This is a genomic window from Natrialba asiatica DSM 12278 (assembly GCF_000337555.1).
Lineage (GTDB): Archaea > Halobacteriota > Halobacteria > Halobacteriales > Natrialbaceae > Natrialba > Natrialba asiatica.
Genome location: NZ_AOIO01000021.1, coordinates 287,996 through 308,113 on the forward strand (window position 1 = coordinate 287,996; position 20,118 = coordinate 308,113).

Consider the following 20,118-nt stretch of genomic DNA (forward strand, 5'->3'; position numbering starts at 1 on the left):
GAGTCGACACGGTCCCCGTTACCGTCACTGGGTTCAAACCTCTGTTTCCCGTAGAACGAGTTCAGCCTATGTCCCGTGCGGCCGACCTCGTTTCGGTGCTCGAGTCGACCTCGTCGCTCGCGATCGTCTGTCACGACAATCCGGACCCGGACTGTCTGGCCAGCGCCATCGCACTCGAGGCGATCGCCGAGGAGCACGACGTCGACGAGGTTATCATCACGTATGGCGGGGAAATTTCACACCAGCAAAACCGGGCGTTCGTCAATATGCTCGCCGTCGACGTGCAATCGATCGAGGAACTCGACAGCGATATTGACGAGTTCACGACCATCGCGTTCGTCGATCACACCGTTCCGGGGAGCAACACGGCGCTTGACACGGACATCGAACCCGACATCGTCGTCGACCACCACCCCGGGGAGCCGGTCGAAGCGCCCTTCGTCGACGTGCGAACCGAATACGGCGCGACGGCCACGATCTTCGTCGAATACCTCGACAGCCTCGATATCGATCTGACCAGTCGCCTCGCTTCGGCGCTGCTCTTTGCGGTCCACCGCGAACGCCTCGACTTCGTCCGCGACCCGACCCGCCGCGAGTACGAGGCCGCACTCACCGTCTATCCCGACGCTGAACTCGACGTGCTCGAACAGCTCTACGGCAGTGCGTTCTCGCCGGCGACGCTCGACGCGATCGGCCGAGCGATTGCAACTCGGGATCGCCGTGGCTCCTCGATGATCGCCAGCGTCGGCAAAACCGGCGAGACCGATGCGCTGCCACAGGCAGCGGACTACCTCCTCAACTTGGAGGGTGTCGACACCGTCCTCGTCTACGGCATCGTCGGCGACGCGATTCGGATCAGCGGCCGGTCGATCGACCCGCGGATCAACATGGGCGAGACGCTCACCGATGGCTTCGGTGAACTCGGGTCGGTCGGCGGGCACCACGACATGGCCGGCGGCCACATCGGACTCGGTATCTTCGCCGATAAGCAGGGCGACGCAGACGAACTCCTCGCGTTCGTCAGCGGACGGATCGCCCAGCGGTTCTTCGACGCGTTGAACCTGGACGAGTACTCACCACCGACGTGATCGATTCACTGGATGTCGATCTCGTGTGACTCACTGTCCGGATCGCGTTTGGGAAGTTCTACCGTCAGGATTCCGTTGTTGACCGTCGCATCGGCGTTCTCGGCGTCGACCGGTTCCGGGACCGATATCTGTCGGCTGAACGACTGGACCTCGCGCTCGCGGCGAATGTAAACATCGCCGCTCTCCTCTCCCTCATCACTCCCGTCGTCTTCCGTCGCCCGCTTTCGCTCTCCTTGAATGGACAGCGTCTTTCCCGAAAGGCGAATATCGAGGTCATCGGTCTCGTAGCCGGGCACGTCGACGGTGACGACGAAGGTATCACCCTCGTCGGTCAGATCGAGACTCGTCGCTGAGCTACCCATCGAGAGGTCGAACCGGCTTCGGTCCTCCATCCCCGACTCCCACGAGCGTGCGGCCGTCTCGAGTTGGCGATTGAGTCTGTCGAGCAGTTCGTCGATGCCGTCGAAGGGGCTTGGTCTGTCTGCCATAGTCGCATTCAGCTACGTTCTCAGCGGCGAAAAAAGCCACTTCAGGATCGATTGAGGGTTCCGTATGCGAACATGTATCACAGGCCCCGTGTCGGTACCGGCAGTATCATTGGCATGGATGGAGGTTTTGAGTCTCCACGGCCTACCGGAGACGATGACACGCGCACTGTTTGTCGTTAGCGAGGAAGGCTACTGGGGAGAGGAGTGTGTCGAGCCGCTCGAAACGCTCTCGAACGCCGGGATCGAGATTACGGTCGCCACGCCGTCCGGCAGTCCACCGGAAATCGACGACCGCTCGCTCGACCCCGACGAGGTCGGCGAGGAAACCGCCGAACACGTCCACGATGTCCACGAGAACGACGAACGGCTCAACGACCCGATCCCGACGGCACGGGCCGACGCCGACGCATACGACGCCGTCGTCTTCCCCGGCGGCCACGGGACCGAATGGGACGTCAACCAGGACAGCGATGCCCGCCGGCTGCTCCGGGACACCGTCGAAGGCGACGGCAAAGCGCTCGTCGTCTGTCACGCCCTCGGCCTGCTCGCGTTCGCCCGCGACAGCGACGGCGGGTTCATCGTCGACGGCCGCGACGTGACCGGCTTCCCGAACGAGTGGGAAGCGAACATCGTCGACGAGAACGATCTGATGCCGAGCGGGCGCAAACTCCCCTACTGGGTCGAGGACGAAGTTATCGCCGCCGGCGGCAACTGGGACGCCGAACTCGACCAAGACACGAGCGTCACCGTCGACGGCGACCTGCTCACCGCCCGCGGCCCCGGCTCTTCGAGCGCGGCAGCCGAGACGCTGCTGACTGAACTCGAACGCTGAGTTCGGGTGAGCGGGTAGATCTCCCGACCGACTAGTTGGCTCCTTTTGATTGTGCGTTTGACACTGGGATCGCCAATGAGAAGGGGCTTTAGGTAGTATCTATTTCGACCACACGATGAGGCGTCGGCGCGCTCTGGCCGCCGTCACCGCACTCGCAGGCACAGCGACTGCTGGGCTCGCGAGTTCACGGACGGGAAACGATCGCCTACTCTCCGTGGCGCGCACTCCTGGAGAGGCAGGCGAGGCCAGCACGAGCACGGAACGGCTGCTCCCCGGGACGGTTCACGAAACACCGCTGTATTCGATTGAGAGCCACCGAGACGGGCCGACAGCGATGGTTTTCGGCGGCATCCACGGGGATGAGCGAAGCGGCATTCGAGTCGCCCACGAGGTCGCCGACTGGCACCCCGATGCGGGAACGATCGTCGTCGTTCCCGAAACCAACCGCGTCGCCGTCGAAAACGACGCTCGAATGGGGACCGACGGCGATCTCAATCGCCAGTTCCCCGGCGGCAAATCGCCGACCAGCACGCTTGCAGCCGGCATCTGGGACGCTGTCGAACGGCACGACCCGGATGTCGTCCTCGACTTACACCGTTCGCTGGGTATCTACGGCCTCCACCGGGAGTACGTCGGCCAGGTCGTCTTTCACTCGGCCGCCGCTCGTGGCAAGTCACTCGTCGATGCGCTCAACGACGACGCCGTCCCGTGGTACCTGCCGTTCCACCGATTTACCGCCCAGGAAAGCACCGCCGGCGGTCCGTTGCTCTTCCAGAAGGTCGCCCACGAACTGGACGCCGCCACCTACCTCTTTGAAACCACCGAGTTCCTCCTCGACCAGGCTACCAGAACCCAGCAAGCACGGCTCGTCACAGCACACGTCCTCGCGTTACACGGCTTACTCGAGTCCGAGCAGACTCCGGCGAACTCGACTCCGTCGAATACGCGAACCAAGACGGCCACAGACTCGACTGAGAGGAGTTCAGAGACGAGGGCCGACTCGTGACCACTGCATCCGATCCGAACGCGGAGTCTGTCCCGCACCCACAGGAGGAGGATCTGCGTACAAGCCCCCTCTTGCTCGTCCGACGAGCCCTTGCGAGTCCCGTCACGATCGCGACCTACATCCTGCTCGTCGTCCCGTTCGCCCTCGGTTGGCTCAAGACCGAACTCTTCTCACCGCTTGCGTTGCCGGGCTACGTGCTCTACAACGTCGGCTCTGCCATCGGTAACGCCCTCGCTCCCCGATTCGAGTTCTGGGTGTACTGGATTCCGTTCCTCGGAAGCTGTTACGGCCTCGCAGTCAGCGTCGGAGTCGGATACGAGTGGCTGCGTGTTCGGTTGACCGGGTCCGAGCCGGGAGGCGCGAAGTCAGCGGACGAACAACGCCGCCGGCTGTGAGGACGCTTTCGCGGCGGCCGCCTCGAGATCGTCACCAGATCGTCACCGGCACGACCGCGCTATCGTGACGCGAATCAGTCCCTTTTTACGCGATGGCGGGGAACTGCGACTATGAGCTTCGAGGAAGACGACAGGGTCGTCCTGAACGACAAGCACAGCGAGTTCGACGGCGAAACCGGCACCATCACCCAGACGATGGAGTCGATGTTCGGCGACGTAACCTACACCGTGAGCTTCGAGGACGGCCAGGAGACGGGGATTCCGGAGGACGATCTCGAGGCGGACGCGGACGCCGACACGGATGCAGACGGCGACACAGACACAGACACCGACAACTAACGCGATACACGGGCGGCATCCGCCTCTCGACGCTCGGCACACGACCGCCTCTCTTGTCGGGTGTGGCCGCTGACCGTGTGAACACCGACGTCACGCGCTGTCCCGTTTTGTCACCGACACCGAGAACGATACCGACGCTGACGGCGAGACCAATACTGCCACTGCGATCGACACCGAGATCGATACCGATACCGATACCGACACTGAGACTTACACCCACACCGACACCGATGCCACAGATCCCGCTTCACTACGTCGACATCCGAACGTTCTGCTACGCCACCGAAGACGAAAAGCGCGTCGAGCAAGCCCTGCGTACCTTCCTCCCCGAAGAGTTCGAAATCGACCGCGCCGAAACCGAAGGTCACTACGGCGACCGCATCCTCGTCCTCTCGGCCCGCGTCGAAAACGCCGACGACGTTCGACACGTCCTCTCGCAACTCACCGAACTCGAGTCGTTCGACACCCTGCTCGACGAACTCGACGACCGCGTGACCGAAAACACCGAACTCTTCGTGCGCCTGGACAAGCAGGCCGCCTTCGAGGGAACCGTCCGCGTCGGCGACGGCATCATGTTCCGGGCGAAGGTCGAAGCCTACCCGGCGAAGAAAGACCAGGCTCTGGAGAACGCACGAGACGTTCTCGAACGACTGCGCGACGAGTCGTCGGAGACCGAGGAATAACGCTCTGTCCGGTGTCAGGCGTCCTTCCAAATAAGCCCCTCAATCGTCGCCCGCAACACGGTCTCGCCACCCTCGTTCTCGCAGTCGACGGCCGACGTGAACTCGTAGCGGTCGTCTCGTTCTGCGACTGTCTCGTACGTCGACCGACACGTGACGTGTTCACCGGTGTAGACCGGCCGGATGAACTCGATCTCCATCGTCCGCGCCAGCACCTCGTTGTCGCCGCCTAACTTCGTCGGCATGGTCGCCGTCAACAACCCCTGGACCATCACCCGACCGTCCTCATCCGCATCGGTGTGACGCGGCTGTGCGTCCCCGGAGAGTTCGGCAAACCGCTCGACATCCGCTACCGTGAACGTCCGCTCGAACGTTCGCGTCTCCCCTTCGACTGGTGGATTCATGCGACCGGACAGTACCGGCCGGGTCGTCGTAACGATGGTGGTCGCTGAACTCGTCGGGCCGGGGCAGTCGTAACGCGCTCGTCGGTGGCGTCGGATCGCAACCGTCACTGAGGGACCCAACATGTTGGTGAAGCAGCTAAGCGGTCGACGTCCGTTGATTCCGTATGAACGGGAGCGACGACGTGTCTGTTACCGCCGGATACGGATCGTCCGTACGCAGACTGACGGCGCTACTGCGGGACCTCCGCGGGAGGAATCCGATCCTGTTCTGGACCGCCACGGGGAACGCCGTTCTGGGCCTGTGTTTTCTCGTCGGGCTCGCGGTGGACCCCAGCACGGTCAACGGGGAGTCCGCGTGGCTCAAACCCACGAAATTCGCCGTTTCAATCTGTCTGTTTACCGCGACCCTCGCCTGGCTCACACCGCACTTGACGGTTTCGAGGCGATTCCGTCGATCGATTTCGTGGGCCATCGCGGGTGCGCTAATCATCGAAATCGTCGCAATCGCCGGCCAGGCCGCCCGTGGCAACGGGTCGCATTTCAACTACGCGACGACGGTCGACACGGCCATCTACGTGACGATGGGCGCGGTGATCGTCTCGATGACGCTGCTGATCGCGTGGCTGTTCGTTCGCGCGACGCGAAACGGGTTCGACGTTCATCCGGCGTTCGCGCTGGGGATTACACTCGGCGGCGGGCTGTTCGTCGTCGGCGCGTTCGAGGGGCAAGTGATGGGCGTGTTGAATACGAACTCCGTCGGTAGCGGCTACACGCTGCCGGCGGTCGGCTGGACGCTCGTCGGGGACTTTCGGGTGGCACACTTCGCCGGCCTCCACGCGTTGCAGGTGCTTCCGCTAGCAGGCTACGTGGCTGCGCGCGCGGAGCAACAGGGACGGATCGCCACACCTCGGCGCGTCGTCTGGCTCGTCGGGGGCCTCTACGCGGGACTCTTACTCCTGGCGTTTGCGCTCGCGCTTGCGCCGCTGGTCGCGTGACCGAGTCGTTGGATTCTCGCGGGCAGCGGGTACGTCACGCGCGACCTGCAACCGGAACCGGAGACTAATATCGACCGGCGTGTACTAGGCGGTTACACGACGCCCTACGGAAACGGTGGACGATGACACGAGACAGACTAGCCCGCGATGACGGAGCGGATGATTAGCGCGACGTTCCGGATACGACTCTCGGAAGACCTCTGGGTAGCCCAACTCTCCACCGCGTTCCCGCAGGCGACGTTCAGGCTCCTCTCGGGATACCGGACCGAAGAGCGGGCGCTGGAACTCGGCGAAACGATCACCGACCGGCCGACGGCCGTCGTCACGGCGATGGCCGACCATCCCTCGATAGAGATCTCCGAGCTGCTGGAATCGGATTCGCGGCGCGCGCTCGTGAAATACGAGACCACCGATACCGCCCTGTACGAGTTCGTCGAGCGGTCGTCGCTCACGATCGAGTTCCCGATCACCGTCAAGGACGGTTGGTACGAGTTCGATCTCACGGGGACGCGTCAGGAACTGGACCGCGTGCAGGAACTGCTTGAGGGCGGACCCTACGAGTACGAACTCCTCTCGTTGATTCAGTCGCCGGACGCGGACCGCTTGTTGACGACGCGTCAGCGAGAGGTGATCGAAACGGCGGTTCGGAAGGGGTATTTCGAGGTTCCGCGGACGTGCACCCTCGCGGCGGTGGCGGACGAACTCGGGATCGACAAGTCGACGGCGAGTACGATTTTGCGGCGGGGTGAGGCGCGGATTATCAAGTCCTTCGTCAGCGGCCCCGACTGACGGGACTGGCTGAGGGGGCGCTACAGCACACCGCCCGGCGAGCGTTCAGCGGAGCGGGCGCTCGTCGATTGTCGGGATTCGCCACGACAGTTTCAGCGCCGAGCGGTGGCGGCGGTGAATTTGACCGCGGAGTTCGCTCGAGCGTCGCGTTTGCGGGCCGAGTTGTGGCGGTGGTGCTGGTGGTTGTGGTAGGTGTCGGTGGGGTTCGATGGCTGCGGTGGTGAGGGTGATGGTGGTCTCGCACACCGGCCGACAACTCGGCTGGCCGCCGCGACCCGAGTTCAGTTCGGGTGAACTCGGTTAGCGGTGGCCGTGGCTTACTCGGCGTCGGAATTCGAGTCGGACCGGTTGGGGTCCGGCGGGGCGACGCGACAGCCGCAGGGGCCGGCGACGGCTTCGCCGGGGCCGATCATGGTTCGCTGTGCGATCGGCGTCCCACAGCGGGGACAGCGGGGGAGGCTGACGGTCTCCGGTTCGTCCGTCGTCTCGGTGCCGTTGCTAGCCGCGTCGGTCGCAGTACTGTTGCTCTCTACGTCGCTTTCAGTGCCGCCACTAGCCGCATCGCTCGCGGTCGCGTCGTCGGTCACGCCGACTGGCACCTCAATTTGCCCGTCCGGTTGACAGAGCGCGTTGCTACTGGTCGACTCCGTCGATGCATCAATCGTGCGGGATGTTTATATCCCGTGAGAATGTACGCAATCATGGCTTCACCGCATGTGTGGAAGCCACGTCTCGGATGGTGGCTCATCCGGGACACTTTCATGTCCGTTGTGGCTTCCGTCCTAATTGTTGACTGGTAGTGACTTATATCTACCGCTGGGCGGCGGGAAGGAGCGTTCGTCCGCGATAGAACTCGCGTCGCTCTCGGCCGAGAATCGTCGTTCGTACTAACGGCAGAGGATGCAGATAGGGCGTAGCCGCATCGTAACCGAGTTCACGGATCGAAGCCGACGGCGAAACCAGCTTCTGTACCGCCGTTCTCGGCGGTACGAACCGGGCCGGGACGCGGATATCCAACCGCGAAGTCGCCACGACCGAAACGATTATGAATATCGGTTCCGTGATGTCAGCTAATGGTAACGCTGTAGCTGGGTCGGCTTTTTTCGCTCGGGCTGCTTTGCGTAGACCACGCACTGTAGTCGGAGCGCCAGCTACGTGATCGTCGTACTACGTTCTCCGTAGTGTAGACAACCATGATAGTCAAGCCGACAATACATGTTACCAGCAACCAATCAGCGAACTCGCGGCGCTCGTCCGAGCGCCTTCGAGTCGAATCGACACCTTACCCCGGACCACCGCTCCAGCCGGACGCATCGAATCGAGCGGTCCTTCTTCGACACCGAACGTGACGGGGATGACTCGCCCATCCCGCTACGCAAACGAGACGGATTCCGAAATCGGCGATTCGCCGCCGGCGGGGGGCGCTGATGGCGCGACACAGCAGTGCGGAAACGGCCGTCGATCCGGTCATCTCAGTCCGCGACCTCACGAAGGTCTACGGACAGGGAGACGCTGCAGTTCGAGCGGTTGACGGCGTCAGTTTCGATATTTCTCCCGGTACCGTCGTCGGCGTTCTCGGCCCGAACGGGGCGGGAAAAACGTCGGCGATCAAGATGATGCTGGGGTTAGTCACTCCGACGGCCGGCGACGTTCGGATCGCCGGAACGGACGCACTCTCGAATACGACGGCGATCTATCGACACGTCGGTGCGATGCTAGAAGGTGCCCGCAACGTCTATTGGCGGCTCACGGTCCGCGAAAACGTCGAGTTCTTCGCGAGTCTCAGCGGCTTCGACCCGAGGCGGACCGCGGATTACCACGACGCGCTCATCGAACGGTACGGACTCGAAGACAAGGCCGACACGCCCGTCCGGGAACTCTCGCGCGGAATGAAGCAGAAAGTCTCCCTTATCTGCACCCTGGCGCGGCGAACGGACGTGATCTTCCTCGACGAGCCGACGCTCGGGCTCGACGTCGAAACGTCGCTCGACCTCCGGCGGGAGATACGGCGGCTTACGGACGACCGTTCGATGACGGTCGTGCTCAGCAGCCACGATATGGACCTCGTGGAAGCCGTCTGCGATCGCGTCATCATCGTGCGCGCCGGGAGAATCGTCGCGGATGACACCGTCGAGAATCTCGTCGAACTCTTCCGGACGCAGGCGTACCAACTAACCGTCGGATCACCGCTTTCGGAGGCGGCGAAAGGCCGACTCGAGCACAGATACAACGCGCAGGGCTGGGAACGGATCGGCGAACACGTACGGTTCGAAGCAACGCCTCGATCCGACGATTCCGTCTACACTCTCGTGGACGAACTCCAGCGGGAGGCCGTCCCGCTCGTTTCGATCCAGTCACTACAGCCGGATCTCGAGAACGTCTTCCTCGAACTGACGACCGAGGCGGCTCGGCCGAAAACTCAAAACGGAGGGGAACGATGAACGCCCTGCTCACGTTGACGCGAGCGGTCGCACGCAAGGAACTCGTTCTAATGGTTCGCTATCCGGTTAATACGCTCTCGAATCTGTTCCTGACCTATCTCTTCTTCGTCCTGATCTTCTTCGGCGGGCAGGCGGTCGCGGGTCCCGCGCTCACGGCGTCTCTCGACGGGATAATCGTCGGCTTCTTCCTCTGGACGATGGCGTCCCTGTCGTTCGGCTATCTCGCGTGGTCCGTGACGGCGGAAGCGCAGTGGGGAACCTTCGAGCAGTTGTACATGACTCCGTTCGGCATCCGAACGATAATGCTGGTGAAAGCGGCCGTCGGGACGACCATCAACTTCGGCTGGGGTCTCGGTATGTTGCTCCTGCTGTTGGTGACATCCGGCCGGTCGCTCCAGGTGGATCTCGGGACGGTTCTCCCGCTCGGCGCGCTCACCCTCGCCTCCGCGGTCGGTATCGGGTTTTGCTTCGCGGGACTTTCGATCCTGTACAAACGGATCGAGGACCTACTGAGCGTGGTAAACTTCGCGCTTGTCGGGTGCATCGCCGCACCGGTCGAATCGGTCGCCTGGTTGAAGGCGATCCCCCTCGCCCAGGGGAGCTATCTTCTGCGGCGAACGATGGACGGAGGAATCCGTCTCTGGGAGATCCCCGCGCCGGAAATCCTGCTACTGGTCGGTACCGCGATCGCGTATCCCGCGGCCGGCTACTACGTCTTCCGGTGGGCACAGCGCCGCGCCCGACGAAAGGGCATTCTCGGTCACTACTAGCCGCTGAACTCGAGCGACGCGCTCCCCTTTTGGATCGTTCACGACCGTCGAGTTCAGTTCGGTACGGGACGGTTTCCCGGGGACGATGTCAACACCGTGCCGAAAGAGCCGATCGCGGCCGCTGCGATGGCTATCGACGCGATCCAGGGCAACTAGTTGTCGTACCGTTTCGGTCGCGGCCGCCTTCCTTCTCTCTCGTGAGAATGTACTCGATCGTGGCTGCGTCCCCTCGCCGGCTCGGAAGCCGCGTCTCGGTTGTCTCAGCAATCAGGACACCCTACGTCCGGTTAGCGGCTTCCGTTCTACTTGTTGAATGTAGCAACGCATCTCTACCGCTGAATAACTAGAAGGACGACCGTTCCACGTCTCATCTATTGAAAACACAATATCGGCCACCAGGCTTATCCGCCTCTATCTCCACCCGTCTGCAAAATCGCCCGACGGAACAGTGACAACGGCGTGTCCAGAATTTTATTCGGCTCGCGAGGTCGGCTAGTAACGTTTAAAACAAAGTGCGCACAATATCCTCCACAATGGCGAGCAACAAGATTCTCGGAATCGACCTCGGTACGACGAACAGCGCGTTCGCCGTCATGGAAGGCGGCGATCCGGAGATCATCGTCAACGCCGAAGGCGAGCGGACGACCCCCTCCGTCGTCGCGTTCACCGACGACGACGAGCGGCTCGTCGGCAAACCCGCGAAGAACCAGGCGATCCAGAACCCCGAAAAGACGATCGCCTCGATCAAGCGCCACATCGGCGACGACGATTACACCGTCGATATCGAGGGCGAAGAGTACACGCCCGAGGAAATTTCGGCGATGATCCTTCAGAAGATCAAACGCGACGCCGAAGAGTACCTCGGCGACGACGTCGAGAAGGCCGTCATCACCGTCCCCGCGTACTTCTCCGACCGCCAGCGCCAGGCGACCAAGGACGCCGGCGAAATCGCCGGCTTCGACGTCGAGCGCATCATCAACGAGCCCACCGCCGCCTCGATGGCCTACGGGCTCGAAGACGACGCCGACCAGACCGTTCTCGTCTACGACCTCGGTGGCGGGACCTTCGACGTTTCCATCCTCGACCTCGGCGGCGGCGTCTACGAAGTCGTCGCAACGAACGGGGACAACGACCTCGGCGGCGACGACTGGGACGAAGCCATCATCGACTACCTCGCCGACGAGTTCGAGAACGACCACGGTATCGACCTCCGCGAGGACCGCCAGGCGCTCCAGCGGCTCAAGGACGCCGCCGAGGAGGCCAAGATCGAACTCTCCTCCCGAAAGGAGACGGAAATCAACCTGCCCTTTATCACGGCCACCGACGACGGCCCGATCCACCTCGAAGAATCACTCACGCGAGCGAAGTTCGAATCCCTGACCCAGGACCTCATCGAGCGCACCGTCGAGCCGACAGAGCAGGCGCTCGAAGACGCCGGCTACGAGAAAGACGACATCGACGAAGTCCTCCTCGTCGGCGGCTCCACGCGGATGCCCCAGGTCGCCGAGAAGGTCGAAGAACTCACCGGTCAGGAACCGCAGAAGAACGTCAACCCCGACGAAGCCGTCGCGCTCGGCGCGGCCATCCAGGGCGGCGTCCTCGGCGGCGAGGTCGACGACATCGTCCTGCTGGACGTGACGCCGCTCTCGCTGGGTATCGAAGTGAAAGGCGGTCTCTTCGAACGCCTCATCGAGAAAAACACGACCATCCCGACCGAGGAGTCGAAAATCTTCACCACCGCCGCGGACAACCAGACCACGGTCCAGGTCCGGGTCTTCCAGGGCGAACGCGAACTCGCGGAGAAGAACGAACTGCTCGGCGAGTTCCACCTGACCGGCATCCCACCGGCACCCGCGGGAACTCCGCAGATCGAGGTCACCTTCAGTATCGACGAAAACGGTATCGTCAACGTCTCCGCCGAGGACAAGGGCAGCGGCGAAACCGAGGAGATCACCATCGAGGGCGGCGCTGGCCTCTCCGACGCCGAAATCGACGAGATGCAGCAGGAAGCCGAAAAGCACGCCGAAGAAGACGAGAAGAAGCGCCAGCGCATCGAGGCGCGGAACACGGCCGAAGCGACGATTCAGCGCGCCGAAACCCTCCTCGAGGAGAACGAGGAGGCGGTCGACGACGGCCTGCGCGGCGACATCGAGGCGGCTATCGAAGAACTCGAGGCGACGATCGACGACGACGAGGCGACGGCCGAGGATATCGAAGCCGCGACCGAAGAACTGAGCACGGAACTGCAGGAGATCGGCAAGCAGATGTACCAGGAGGCCGGCGCTGCTGGCGCTGGCGGCGCAGCGGGCGGCGCTGGTGCAGCCGGTGCCGGCGGCATGGGTGGCATGGGCGGCGGCCCCAACCCAGGTCCGAGCGGCACTGCCGGCGGTGACGACGAAGAGTTCGTCGACGCCGACTTCGAGGACGTTGACTTCGAGGTCGAGGACGAAGACGACGAGTAACGGTCACTGACTGCGATTTCGAGCGGTTTTCTTCGGTTTACTCTAGTGACGCGATTGGATCCAACGCGAACCTCACGGGAGTCGAAGCGAGCCTTGCTGTTCCCGATCCGCCGACAGCGCCGCCGCTGGCGGTGAAGTGACCTCGGAATCGGAAGCAACGAGTCACTCACTTTCACTCCCGCTTTCGACCGGTAAACACGCTGTTCGGTTCCCGGGATTCGGCGGGGTGAAAGCGGCGATCCTCAGTCGTCCTTACACCCCCAGCCGAATGCCGTCCAGCCGCCATCAGCGGTGAGCACTTCGCCGGTGACGAACGTGTCGTCGGAGGCGAGGAACGTGACGCAGTTTGCGACCTCGTCCGGCGTCCCGAACCGGTCGAGCGGCGTCCGATCTCTGATATCCTGTTGGTCGAATCCGGTATCGTCCTGGGCCTGTTCGACCATCTCGGTCATGATATAGCCCGGTGCCAGAGCGTTTACGTGGATATCGTGTTCCGCCCATTCGACGGCGAGACACCGGGTGAGATTGTTCACTCCGCCTTTCGTCGTATTGTAGGGCGTTCGATCCTGTTGGCCCATCTGTCCCATCATGCTCGAAATATTGACGATGTGGCCGCCGTCTCCCTGTTCGATCAGTTGAGTGCCCGCTGCCTGTGCACAGAAGAAAACGCCCGTGAGATTCACGTCGACGACCTGCTGCCAGTCCGCGGCCGACATCTCCTCTGCCGGACCGCGGATGTTGATCCCTGCGTTGTTTACAAGCACGTCGAGCCGTCCGAACCGGTCGACGGTTTCGTCGATCAAATTCTCGACGGACGACTTCTCGCTCACGTCGACTTCGACCGCGTGAGCCGTGCCGTCGTAGCCGTTCTCCTCGAACTCGTCGACGACCTGTTTACAATCCGCAAGCGAGCGCGAGCAGATAACGACGTTATCGCCGGTTTCCGCGAACCGTTCTGCAATTCGCTGTCCGAGTCCTCTCGTCGAACCCGTTACGATCACCGTTCGTGTCTCCGATTGGGGAGCCATACTATCGCTGATGGCCCGACCTATCCACTTACGTATTACGTCTTGTGATCGTGACTACCCGGACAGGAAAGAGCCAGCGACGGATCGTATCCCACGGAGTGCACCGAGTTCAGCCGCCAGGTATCCGATCAGTTGCCGGGGCGTACTGGCTGGGGACAGGAGACGGGCGATCGTTTTCGGGGAACGGTCGTTTCAAGTGGCTCAACCGAGTATCGGTGGAACAACGAATGAGCGAGGACTTCTACGACGTACTCGGTGTGAGTCGGGACGCGGACGCCGAGGAGATCAAACAGGCGTACCGGAAGAAGGCCACGGAGTACCATCCGGACGTCAGCGACGACCCGGACGCCGAGGAGAAGTTCAAGAAGATCCAGAAGGCAAAGCAGGTCCTGACCGACGAGGAAAAGCGCCAGGCCTACGACCGCATGGGCCACGACCGCTACGAACAGGCCGAGAAACACGGCTTCGACGCCAGCGAAGGCGGCATGGGTGGCGGTATGGGCGGCGGCCCCTTCGGCGGCATGGGCGGTGGCGGCATGGGTGGCGGCGGTCTCGGCGACATCTTCGAACAGGTCTTCGGGGGCGGCGGCCGCGGCGGCGGTCGGGGTCGTCGTCGGCCACAGAAGGGCCGCGATCTTCGCACCGAACTCGATATTGAACTCGAGGAGGCCTTCGAGGGCGTCGAGAAGCAGTTCTCCGTCGAGCGCCCCGAGGAATGCGATGACTGCGGCGGCGAGGGCCACCCGCCGGATGCCGAGTCTCGAACCTGTTCGGAGTGTCAGGGTCGCGGGCAGGTGACGCAGGTCCAGCAGACGCCGCTCGGTCGCGTCCAGCAGACGACGACCTGCCCGCAGTGTGAGGGCGAGGGAACCCTTTACTCGGAGACCTGCGACTCATGTCGAGGCGAGGGCTACGTCCGCAACGAGGCGACGCTCACCGTCGAGGTGCCGGCTGGCATTCAGGAGGGCCAGACGCTCCGGATGGAGGGCGAGGGTGCGCCCAGTCCCGACGGCGGCCCCCGCGGCGACCTGCTGATCGACGTTGCGATCCGCGAGCACGACGAGTTCGAGCGCGACGGGGACGATCTGCGCTACCGGCTGCCGATTTCGTTCCCGCAGGCGACCTTCGGCGACGCGATCGAGGTGCCGACGCTCGACGGGGCCGTCGAGTTCGACGTACCACAGGGAACCCAGAGCGGGGAGACGTTCCGGATACAGGGGAAGGGGATGCCGCGACTGCGGCGGCGCGGGCAGGGCGATCTCTACGTGAAGGTGCAAGTCGTCACGCCGGACTCGCTCAACGAGGAGCAACGCGAGGCCCTGGAGGCGTTTGCCGAGGCGGGCGGCGACGAGATCGAGGTCAACGAAGGCTTCTTCGAGCGGATCAAGCGCGCGTTCTGAGCGGCGACTCGGCTCTCGCTCGGGCGCTCGTTTCGGCGCGCTTTTTTCGTCGCGGACCCAGTACCGGGTATGACCGAGCGTGTCGCGACAGTCGACGAGTTGTTCGGCAGGGGCCGCCGCGATGACCGGACGGTCCTCGTCGACGGAACGGGCCGCGAGTTCGACGCACACTGGCTGTGTACGACGACCTGGAAGGCTGGTAACTTCCTGCGACACGTCGGCGTTCACGAGGGGACGACCGTCGGCGTCGTCGGCGGTGGCCCGCTTGCCCTGCTCGCGTGTTTCGGGACGACGCTGCTCGGCGGCAAAACGCGCTTCGAGCCGCCGACCGACCTCGCCGACGCGGACGACCTGCAGGCGCTGGTCGCACCCATCGACGACATCGAGACTGGACGCTACGACCTGCCGCGGGGAACCGGCAAACTCGGATACGGTGACGAGCCGACCACACCGGGTGTCAGCCACTTCGATGCCGGTCTCTGGAGCGAAAATCCGTCGTTCCCGCCGCAGACGCTCGACCCTGAAACGGGGCTTCTCACCGACGGGAAGCGGACCGACACGCACGAGGACGTGATCGAGACGGCCGCTGACGTGATCGACGACTACGGTCTCGAGACAGGAACTCGGGTCGTCGTTCGCGCGCCGCTGTCGGCCCCCGAAACCGTCGCGGCAGGTGTGGTCGCACCGTTGCTCGCCGAGGGCGTGATCGTTCTCGCCGGAACCGAAGCCGAACCGGACGACGAACCGACGGGCGATCGAGGCGCGTACGCCGTGTCGAACGATCCGGTTCCGGAGCCGAACCGCATCGCTCCCGACGCCGTGTCGCTGTAGCGGAGGGATTGCCTGATCCGTCTCTCGACGCCCGATTCCGGCGCTACGCGCCGGTCACCGCATCTCGAAGCACCTCGTATCCCGAGTCGCCGGCGAGTCCCCGAAGCTTCCGGAGCGTCTTCGTCTCCTGCCCGACGATTCGCTCGATCGGGTCGGTCACGTCGTCCGCGAGGGCCGCCTGCTCTGCGATCAGCAGAAGTCCCTCGTAGGTCGCGATTTCGATGAGTTCCGTTTTCGTCGCCGCGGTGAGGTAGTAGCTGTTTGTGAGCGCGTCGTCGCGACCGCCCGCGAGGTCGTCGAACCGCGCGCGCTCGGTTAGCAGTCCGACGACGACGCGGTTCTCCCGCCGCGTCGGTTCGCGGCCGAGCGCCTCGAAGACCGTTTCGAGGTGCTCGACCTGCCGCTCCGTTTCGGTGCGGTGGATGGCAAATCCCTTGCGAAGGTTATCGTTAGTCGCTGTCTCCGCCATGTCCGCCAGCGCTTCGACCAGGCGAATTTCCATATCGTAGGCGGCCTCGAGTTCGTAGACGAACAGGTCGGCGGCGTTCCGGATGTCGTCCTCGTGCGTACTCACGGTGATCCCCGCTAGAAGTTTGTGGGTCCGTCACAAAGCAGTTTTTCCGGCGAACCGGACGGTCTCCACGACCGAACTCCGCTCACCGGGAGCGGTCGCTCTCGTCCGGCGGCACCGGTCGGTGGTGGCGGGCGAACCACCACCGGAGGGCCGCGTTTCCGACGGGGGACGTCGCCGCCCTGACGCCGGCGTGGATGAGCGGCGTTCGCCACGACTCGGGAATCGCGGCCGCGATGACCGCCCCGACTGTCGCCGTCCAGCCGACGGCGTACCGACGCTTCGGATCGTCGACGGTCGCCGCCTCGAGCATGGTTTCGGCGACGGCTTCTGGCGACGTGATCCCCGGCCCGCCGCTCTTGATGGTGTGGAGTTGCTCGTGTAACTCGTAGAGATCCGTATAGGCCGTCTTGTGGTCGACGTCGACGAGTTCGTCGCGCGTGCGGTCGTAGTGGGTGGTTGCGACGACCGTCGGTTCGACGATGATGACGTCGATTCCGTGCTCCCGAACCTCCTGGCGGAGCGCCCGGGTGGTGCTCGCGAGCGCCGACTTCGAGCCGCTGTAAACGCCGGTTCCGGCGATCGGAAACCGATCCGTGATGCTCGTGACGTTGATGATCCGTCCCTCGCCCCGGGCGCGCATGGACGGCAGTGCGGCGCGCACCAATCGGTGCGGGCCGAAGGTATTCACCTCGTACTGGTCGCGGACCTTCTCGACGGGAACGTCTTCTACGGGACCCATCTGGCTGAATCCCGCGTTGTTGATGAGGCAGTCGAGTCGCCCGCACTCGGCGACGAGTCGATCGACCACCCGTTCGGCGTCCGCCGTTGAGGTGACGTCGAGTCGTTCCGTCGTCGCCCCGTTCGCCTCGAGATCCGCCAGCGCGTCCGGATCGCGGGCGGTCGCCCAAACGTCCCACCCGTCGGCGAGGAACGTCCGAGCGGCCGCGCGGCCGATACCCGACGAACAGCCGGTGATGAGGACCGTGGGAGCCATGCGACGGACTACACGGTCGAACTGAATAGACCCGAGGGGGAGCGATAGGCGTACTGAACAGTCACGCCGTCGGCTCGACCGAGTTTCGTTCGGCCGGCGGTTGCTGTCGACGCCCACCGGAGCGTTCCGCTCGCGGGATGGTTCATCGGGGGACAGCGACCGGCCGTTCGGCGAGAGATGGGTGAGTCGGTCGATCAACGTTCGGTCCGGATCGGCGCTCCGTTTTACGACGTCACTCCGCCAACGCGAACGCCGTCGCCAAGTCTGACTCGATCGCGTCGACTTTGCTGCGGTCGTACAGTGCGGCCGCAGGGTGGAACGACGGGACGACGGTTCGACCCTCGCGTTCGAACTCGCGGCCGTGAACGTCGGTGATCGTCTCGTCCGTTTCGAGGAGTTCGGCCGTCGCGAAACTTCCGAGGGGGACGAGAACGATCGGATCGACGCGCTCGAGTTCGGCCTCGAGAACGGGCGACCAGGCTTCGATCTCGTCGGCGTGCGGGTCTCGGTTTTCCGGCGGCCGCACCTTGACGAGATTGGTGATGTAGAGGTCCCGTCTGTCGTAGCCGATCGATTCGAGCGCCCGGTCCAGTTGGGACCCCGCCTGGCCGACGAACGGTTCGCCCTGGGCGACTTCCTGTTTCCCCGGCGCTTCGCCGACGACCATCACGTCGGCCGAGAGGGGGCCGACGCCGGGAACGAACCGCTCGCGGTCGACATGCTCGTCCGGCACGCTCTCGAGTGCGTCGGCGAACGCGGTCTCGAACTCCCAGTCGGACGATGATCCGGATCCCGCTGTCATGAGCGAAGGGAACACTCCCGGCGGGAAAAGACGTGTCCCGACGTATGCTCGCCGTCGGACGAGGAGTAGCGAGTGGACCGGACTTCCTGGCGGGCGATCGGGTGGGTAAACGAGTCAACGGTCGAATAACCGACTGGACGGCCGAACAACTCACTGGAGTCGACGCCGATCGGACGGACGAACGACCCCGAACCCGACGCCGATCGGTGGGTGCGTTGCCGACAGAACGTTTATCCCGCCGTCCGTTGTCGATTCGAACATGCCAGCTGTTGCGATCGTCGGCGGCGGCCCCGCCGGCCTGAGCGCCGCACTCTTCACTGCAAAGAACGGTCTCGAGACGGTCGTTTTCGACACTGACGAGACCTGGATGCACAAGGCCCACCTGTTCAACTACCTCGGCGTCCGCAGTCTCAGCGGGGACGAGTACCTCGAAATCGCCCGCGGACAGGTCGAGGACCGCGGCGGTTCGATCAACGGCGACGAATCGGTCGTCGGCATCGAACAGACGGACAACGGGTTCCAAATCGAAACCGAGGCCGGCGAGTACGAGGCGACCTACGTCGTGCTCGCGACCGGAGCCGACCGATCGCTCGCGGAAGAACTCGACCTCGCGTTCGACGACGAGGACACGGTCGACGTGGGTCTCGACATGGAAACGAGCGTCGACGACCTGTACGCGACGGGTGCGATGGTGCGCGCCGAAGAGTGGCAGGCCGTGATCGCTGCCGGCGACGGCGGGGCGGCGGCCCTCGACATCCTCAGCAAGGAGAAAGGCGAGCACTTCCACGACTTCGATACGCCCGCCGACGTGCCGTCGCTCAGCGAGTGAGCGGCCGCTATCGCCGCATCACGGCCTGCACGTTCGGGCCTCGAAACTATCCCACTTCCCGGTGGACGGACGTACATGGAGTTCACCGACTTCGAGGACGTATTCGTCCACAAACTCGCCCAGCAGTACTACATCGAACAGGAACTCGTCGGTACGCTCGACGAGATGGCGATCAACGCGACCAACGACCGGCTGAGCGACGGATTCGCCGATCACCGCGACGAAACCCGAACCCAGGTCGGACGGATCGAAGACGTGTTCGCGGCGCTCGACCGACCCGCGGAGGCCAGGGACGCTCCCATCCTCGACGCGCTCGAGGAGGAACGACTCGAACTCGAACAGGCCATCACGGACGACGACCTGCTGAATATGGTCTACCTGAACGCGGGCATGATGACCGAACGCGTCGAGATGACCGCCTACGAAGGCTTATCGATGATGGCGGATCGACTGGAGTACGACAGGGCGGTCACTGCACCGCTCGAATCGAACTACGACGAGGAGAAATCGACCTACCGCGAACTCGAGACGATGGCGACGGCCTCGGAGCTGAAATCCCTGTGGGACCGGCTAACCCCGTCGTAATCGATCGGATCGAACCGCCGTTTCTCGCCGCAGTCCCCCGCCGATCGACCCGGCGACTACAAGGGATCGCACACCGAACTCCGCGTGTGCAACTCGAGTGCGTCTTCTTCGGCCCGTTCCGCGACGCCGTCGGCACGAAAACCGTCCGCTACGAGACGACCGCCGAAACCGTCGGCGGCCTCCTTCGCGAACTCGAAGCCGACGTTCCCGAACTCGACGGTGAACTCGTCGCCGCCGACGGCGCGGGGCTCGCGGGCGATACCGTCGTGACGCTCGACAAGCGAAATATAATGCATATCGACGGACTGACAACGCGAGTTCACGAGGACGACGTGATTCGACTGGTGCCGTCCGTGTACGGCGGGTGACCGTCAACCAGAACCGGC

Annotated in this window: 23 protein-coding genes; 16 read left to right on the top strand and 7 right to left on the bottom strand. The window is 63.7% G+C overall.

The features are described from left to right. Nucleotides 1–68 precede the first annotated feature (68 nt). Nucleotides 69–1,088 (top strand): DHH family phosphoesterase, encoded by a 1,020-nt coding sequence (locus C481_RS07940; RefSeq protein WP_049904530.1) that lies wholly within the window; start codon nt 69–71, stop codon nt 1,086–1,088. Between the two features lie 5 nt (nt 1,089–1,093). Here the strand turns inward: C481_RS07940 and C481_RS07945 are convergent, their stop codons facing one another. Further along, complete coding sequence (locus tag C481_RS07945; RefSeq protein WP_006108653.1) at nt 1,094–1,576, bottom strand: Hsp20/alpha crystallin family protein; 483 nt, start codon at nt 1,574–1,576, stop codon at nt 1,094–1,096. 154 nt (nt 1,577–1,730) lie between these two features. On the opposite strand from C481_RS07945, the gene C481_RS07950 reads away from it, so the two are divergent. From C481_RS07950 to C481_RS07970, 5 genes are all read left to right on the top strand, one after another. Next, a complete protein-coding gene (locus C481_RS07950; RefSeq protein WP_006108654.1) occupies nt 1,731–2,408 on the top strand; it encodes a DJ-1/PfpI family protein in 678 nt (225 codons plus the stop codon). A gap of 115 nt (nt 2,409–2,523) precedes the next feature. Next, nucleotides 2,524–3,414, top strand: coding sequence for a succinylglutamate desuccinylase/aspartoacylase family protein (locus C481_RS07955; protein WP_006108656.1), 891 nt, complete (start codon nt 2,524–2,526; stop codon nt 3,412–3,414). After that, a complete protein-coding gene (locus C481_RS07960; protein ID WP_006108657.1) occupies nt 3,411–3,809 on the top strand; it encodes a hypothetical protein in 399 nt (132 codons plus the stop codon). The genes C481_RS07955 and C481_RS07960 overlap by 4 nt, the downstream gene beginning before the upstream one ends. 111 nt (nt 3,810–3,920) lie before the next feature. Continuing rightward, nucleotides 3,921–4,148, top strand: coding sequence for a hypothetical protein (locus C481_RS07965; RefSeq protein ID WP_006108658.1), 228 nt, complete (start codon nt 3,921–3,923; stop codon nt 4,146–4,148). Nucleotides 4,149–4,378: 230 nt separating this feature from the next. After that, a complete protein-coding gene (locus C481_RS07970) occupies nt 4,379–4,831 on the top strand; it encodes an RNA-binding protein (protein WP_006108659.1) in 453 nt (150 codons plus the stop codon). Nucleotides 4,832–4,845: 14 nt separating this feature from the next. On the opposite strand, the gene C481_RS07975 is transcribed toward C481_RS07970, so the two are convergent. Beyond that, nucleotides 4,846–5,232, bottom strand: a complete 387-nt coding sequence (locus C481_RS07975) for a MaoC/PaaZ C-terminal domain-containing protein (protein WP_006108660.1) — start codon at nt 5,230–5,232, stop codon at nt 4,846–4,848. A 164-nt stretch (nt 5,233–5,396) separates the two neighbouring features. Between C481_RS07975 and C481_RS07980 the strand changes: the two genes are divergently transcribed. Further along, a complete protein-coding gene (locus C481_RS07980; RefSeq protein WP_006108661.1) occupies nt 5,397–6,227 on the top strand; it encodes a hypothetical protein in 831 nt (276 codons plus the stop codon). A gap of 147 nt (nt 6,228–6,374) precedes the next feature. After that, nucleotides 6,375–7,016, top strand: coding sequence for a helix-turn-helix domain-containing protein (locus tag C481_RS07985; RefSeq protein WP_006108663.1), 642 nt, complete (start codon nt 6,375–6,377; stop codon nt 7,014–7,016). Nucleotides 7,017–7,333: 317 nt separating this feature from the next. Here C481_RS07985 and C481_RS07990 read toward each other — a convergent pair whose 3' ends face one another. Further along, nucleotides 7,334–7,603, bottom strand: a complete 270-nt coding sequence (locus C481_RS07990) for a hypothetical protein (RefSeq protein ID WP_006108664.1) — start codon at nt 7,601–7,603, stop codon at nt 7,334–7,336. Nucleotides 7,604–8,443: 840 nt separating this feature from the next. Between C481_RS07990 and C481_RS08000 the strand changes: the two genes are divergently transcribed. The 3 genes from C481_RS08000 to dnaK all read left to right on the top strand — a co-directional run bounded on the left by C481_RS08000 (nt 8,444) and on the right by dnaK (nt 12,689). Further along, nucleotides 8,444–9,457, top strand: a complete 1,014-nt coding sequence (locus tag C481_RS08000; RefSeq protein ID WP_006108666.1) for an ABC transporter ATP-binding protein — start codon at nt 8,444–8,446, stop codon at nt 9,455–9,457. Continuing rightward, nucleotides 9,454–10,227 (top strand): hypothetical protein, encoded by a 774-nt coding sequence (locus C481_RS08005; protein ID WP_006108667.1) that lies wholly within the window; start codon nt 9,454–9,456, stop codon nt 10,225–10,227. Before C481_RS08000 ends, C481_RS08005 begins: the two co-directional genes overlap by 4 nt. Before the next feature lie 533 nt (nt 10,228–10,760). Further along, on the top strand, nt 10,761–12,689 hold the full coding sequence (gene dnaK, locus C481_RS08010) for a molecular chaperone DnaK (RefSeq protein ID WP_006108668.1): 1,929 nt from the start codon (nt 10,761–10,763) through the stop codon (nt 12,687–12,689). Nucleotides 12,690–12,931: 242 nt separating this feature from the next. Here dnaK and C481_RS08015 read toward each other — a convergent pair whose 3' ends face one another. Then, on the bottom strand, nt 12,932–13,717 hold the full coding sequence (locus tag C481_RS08015) for an SDR family NAD(P)-dependent oxidoreductase (protein ID WP_006108669.1): 786 nt from the start codon (nt 13,715–13,717) through the stop codon (nt 12,932–12,934). Nucleotides 13,718–13,944: 227 nt separating this feature from the next. Here C481_RS08015 and dnaJ point away from each other — a divergent pair, with 227 nt between their 5' ends. Beyond that, nucleotides 13,945–15,117, top strand: a complete 1,173-nt coding sequence (gene dnaJ / locus C481_RS08020; RefSeq protein ID WP_006108671.1) for a molecular chaperone DnaJ — start codon at nt 13,945–13,947, stop codon at nt 15,115–15,117. A 69-nt stretch (nt 15,118–15,186) separates the two neighbouring features. Beyond that, nucleotides 15,187–15,948: a hypothetical protein gene (locus C481_RS08025; RefSeq protein WP_006108672.1), complete on the top strand. Its 762-nt coding sequence runs from the start codon at nt 15,187–15,189 to the stop codon at nt 15,946–15,948. Between the two features lie 43 nt (nt 15,949–15,991). On the opposite strand, the gene C481_RS08030 is transcribed toward C481_RS08025, so the two are convergent. From C481_RS08030 to C481_RS08040, 3 genes are all read right to left on the bottom strand, one after another. Then, nucleotides 15,992–16,522 carry a YciE/YciF ferroxidase family protein gene (locus C481_RS08030; protein WP_006108673.1) on the bottom strand — a complete coding sequence of 177 codons (531 nt, stop codon included), beginning with the start codon at nt 16,520–16,522 and terminating at the stop codon, nt 15,992–15,994. An 82-nt stretch (nt 16,523–16,604) separates the two neighbouring features. Beyond that, entirely contained in the window at nt 16,605–17,516 is a 912-nt protein-coding gene (locus tag C481_RS08035; protein ID WP_006108674.1) for an SDR family oxidoreductase, read from the bottom strand. Nucleotides 17,517–17,748: 232 nt separating this feature from the next. Further along, nucleotides 17,749–18,318 (bottom strand): uracil-DNA glycosylase, encoded by a 570-nt coding sequence (locus tag C481_RS08040; protein ID WP_006108675.1) that lies wholly within the window; start codon nt 18,316–18,318, stop codon nt 17,749–17,751. Nucleotides 18,319–18,577: 259 nt separating this feature from the next. Between C481_RS08040 and C481_RS08045 the strand changes: the two genes are divergently transcribed. The 3 genes from C481_RS08045 (at nt 18,578) to C481_RS08055 (ending at nt 20,100) form a co-directional block, all read left to right on the top strand. Further along, nucleotides 18,578–19,147, top strand: coding sequence for an NAD(P)/FAD-dependent oxidoreductase (locus C481_RS08045; RefSeq protein ID WP_006108676.1), 570 nt, complete (start codon nt 18,578–18,580; stop codon nt 19,145–19,147). Between the two features lie 75 nt (nt 19,148–19,222). Then, nucleotides 19,223–19,732 carry a YciE/YciF ferroxidase family protein gene (locus C481_RS08050; protein ID WP_006108677.1) on the top strand — a complete coding sequence of 170 codons (510 nt, stop codon included), beginning with the start codon at nt 19,223–19,225 and terminating at the stop codon, nt 19,730–19,732. Nucleotides 19,733–19,818: 86 nt separating this feature from the next. Continuing rightward, nucleotides 19,819–20,100: a MoaD/ThiS family protein gene (locus tag C481_RS08055; RefSeq protein ID WP_049904531.1), complete on the top strand. Its 282-nt coding sequence runs from the start codon at nt 19,819–19,821 to the stop codon at nt 20,098–20,100. Nucleotides 20,101–20,118: the final 18 nt, after the last annotated feature.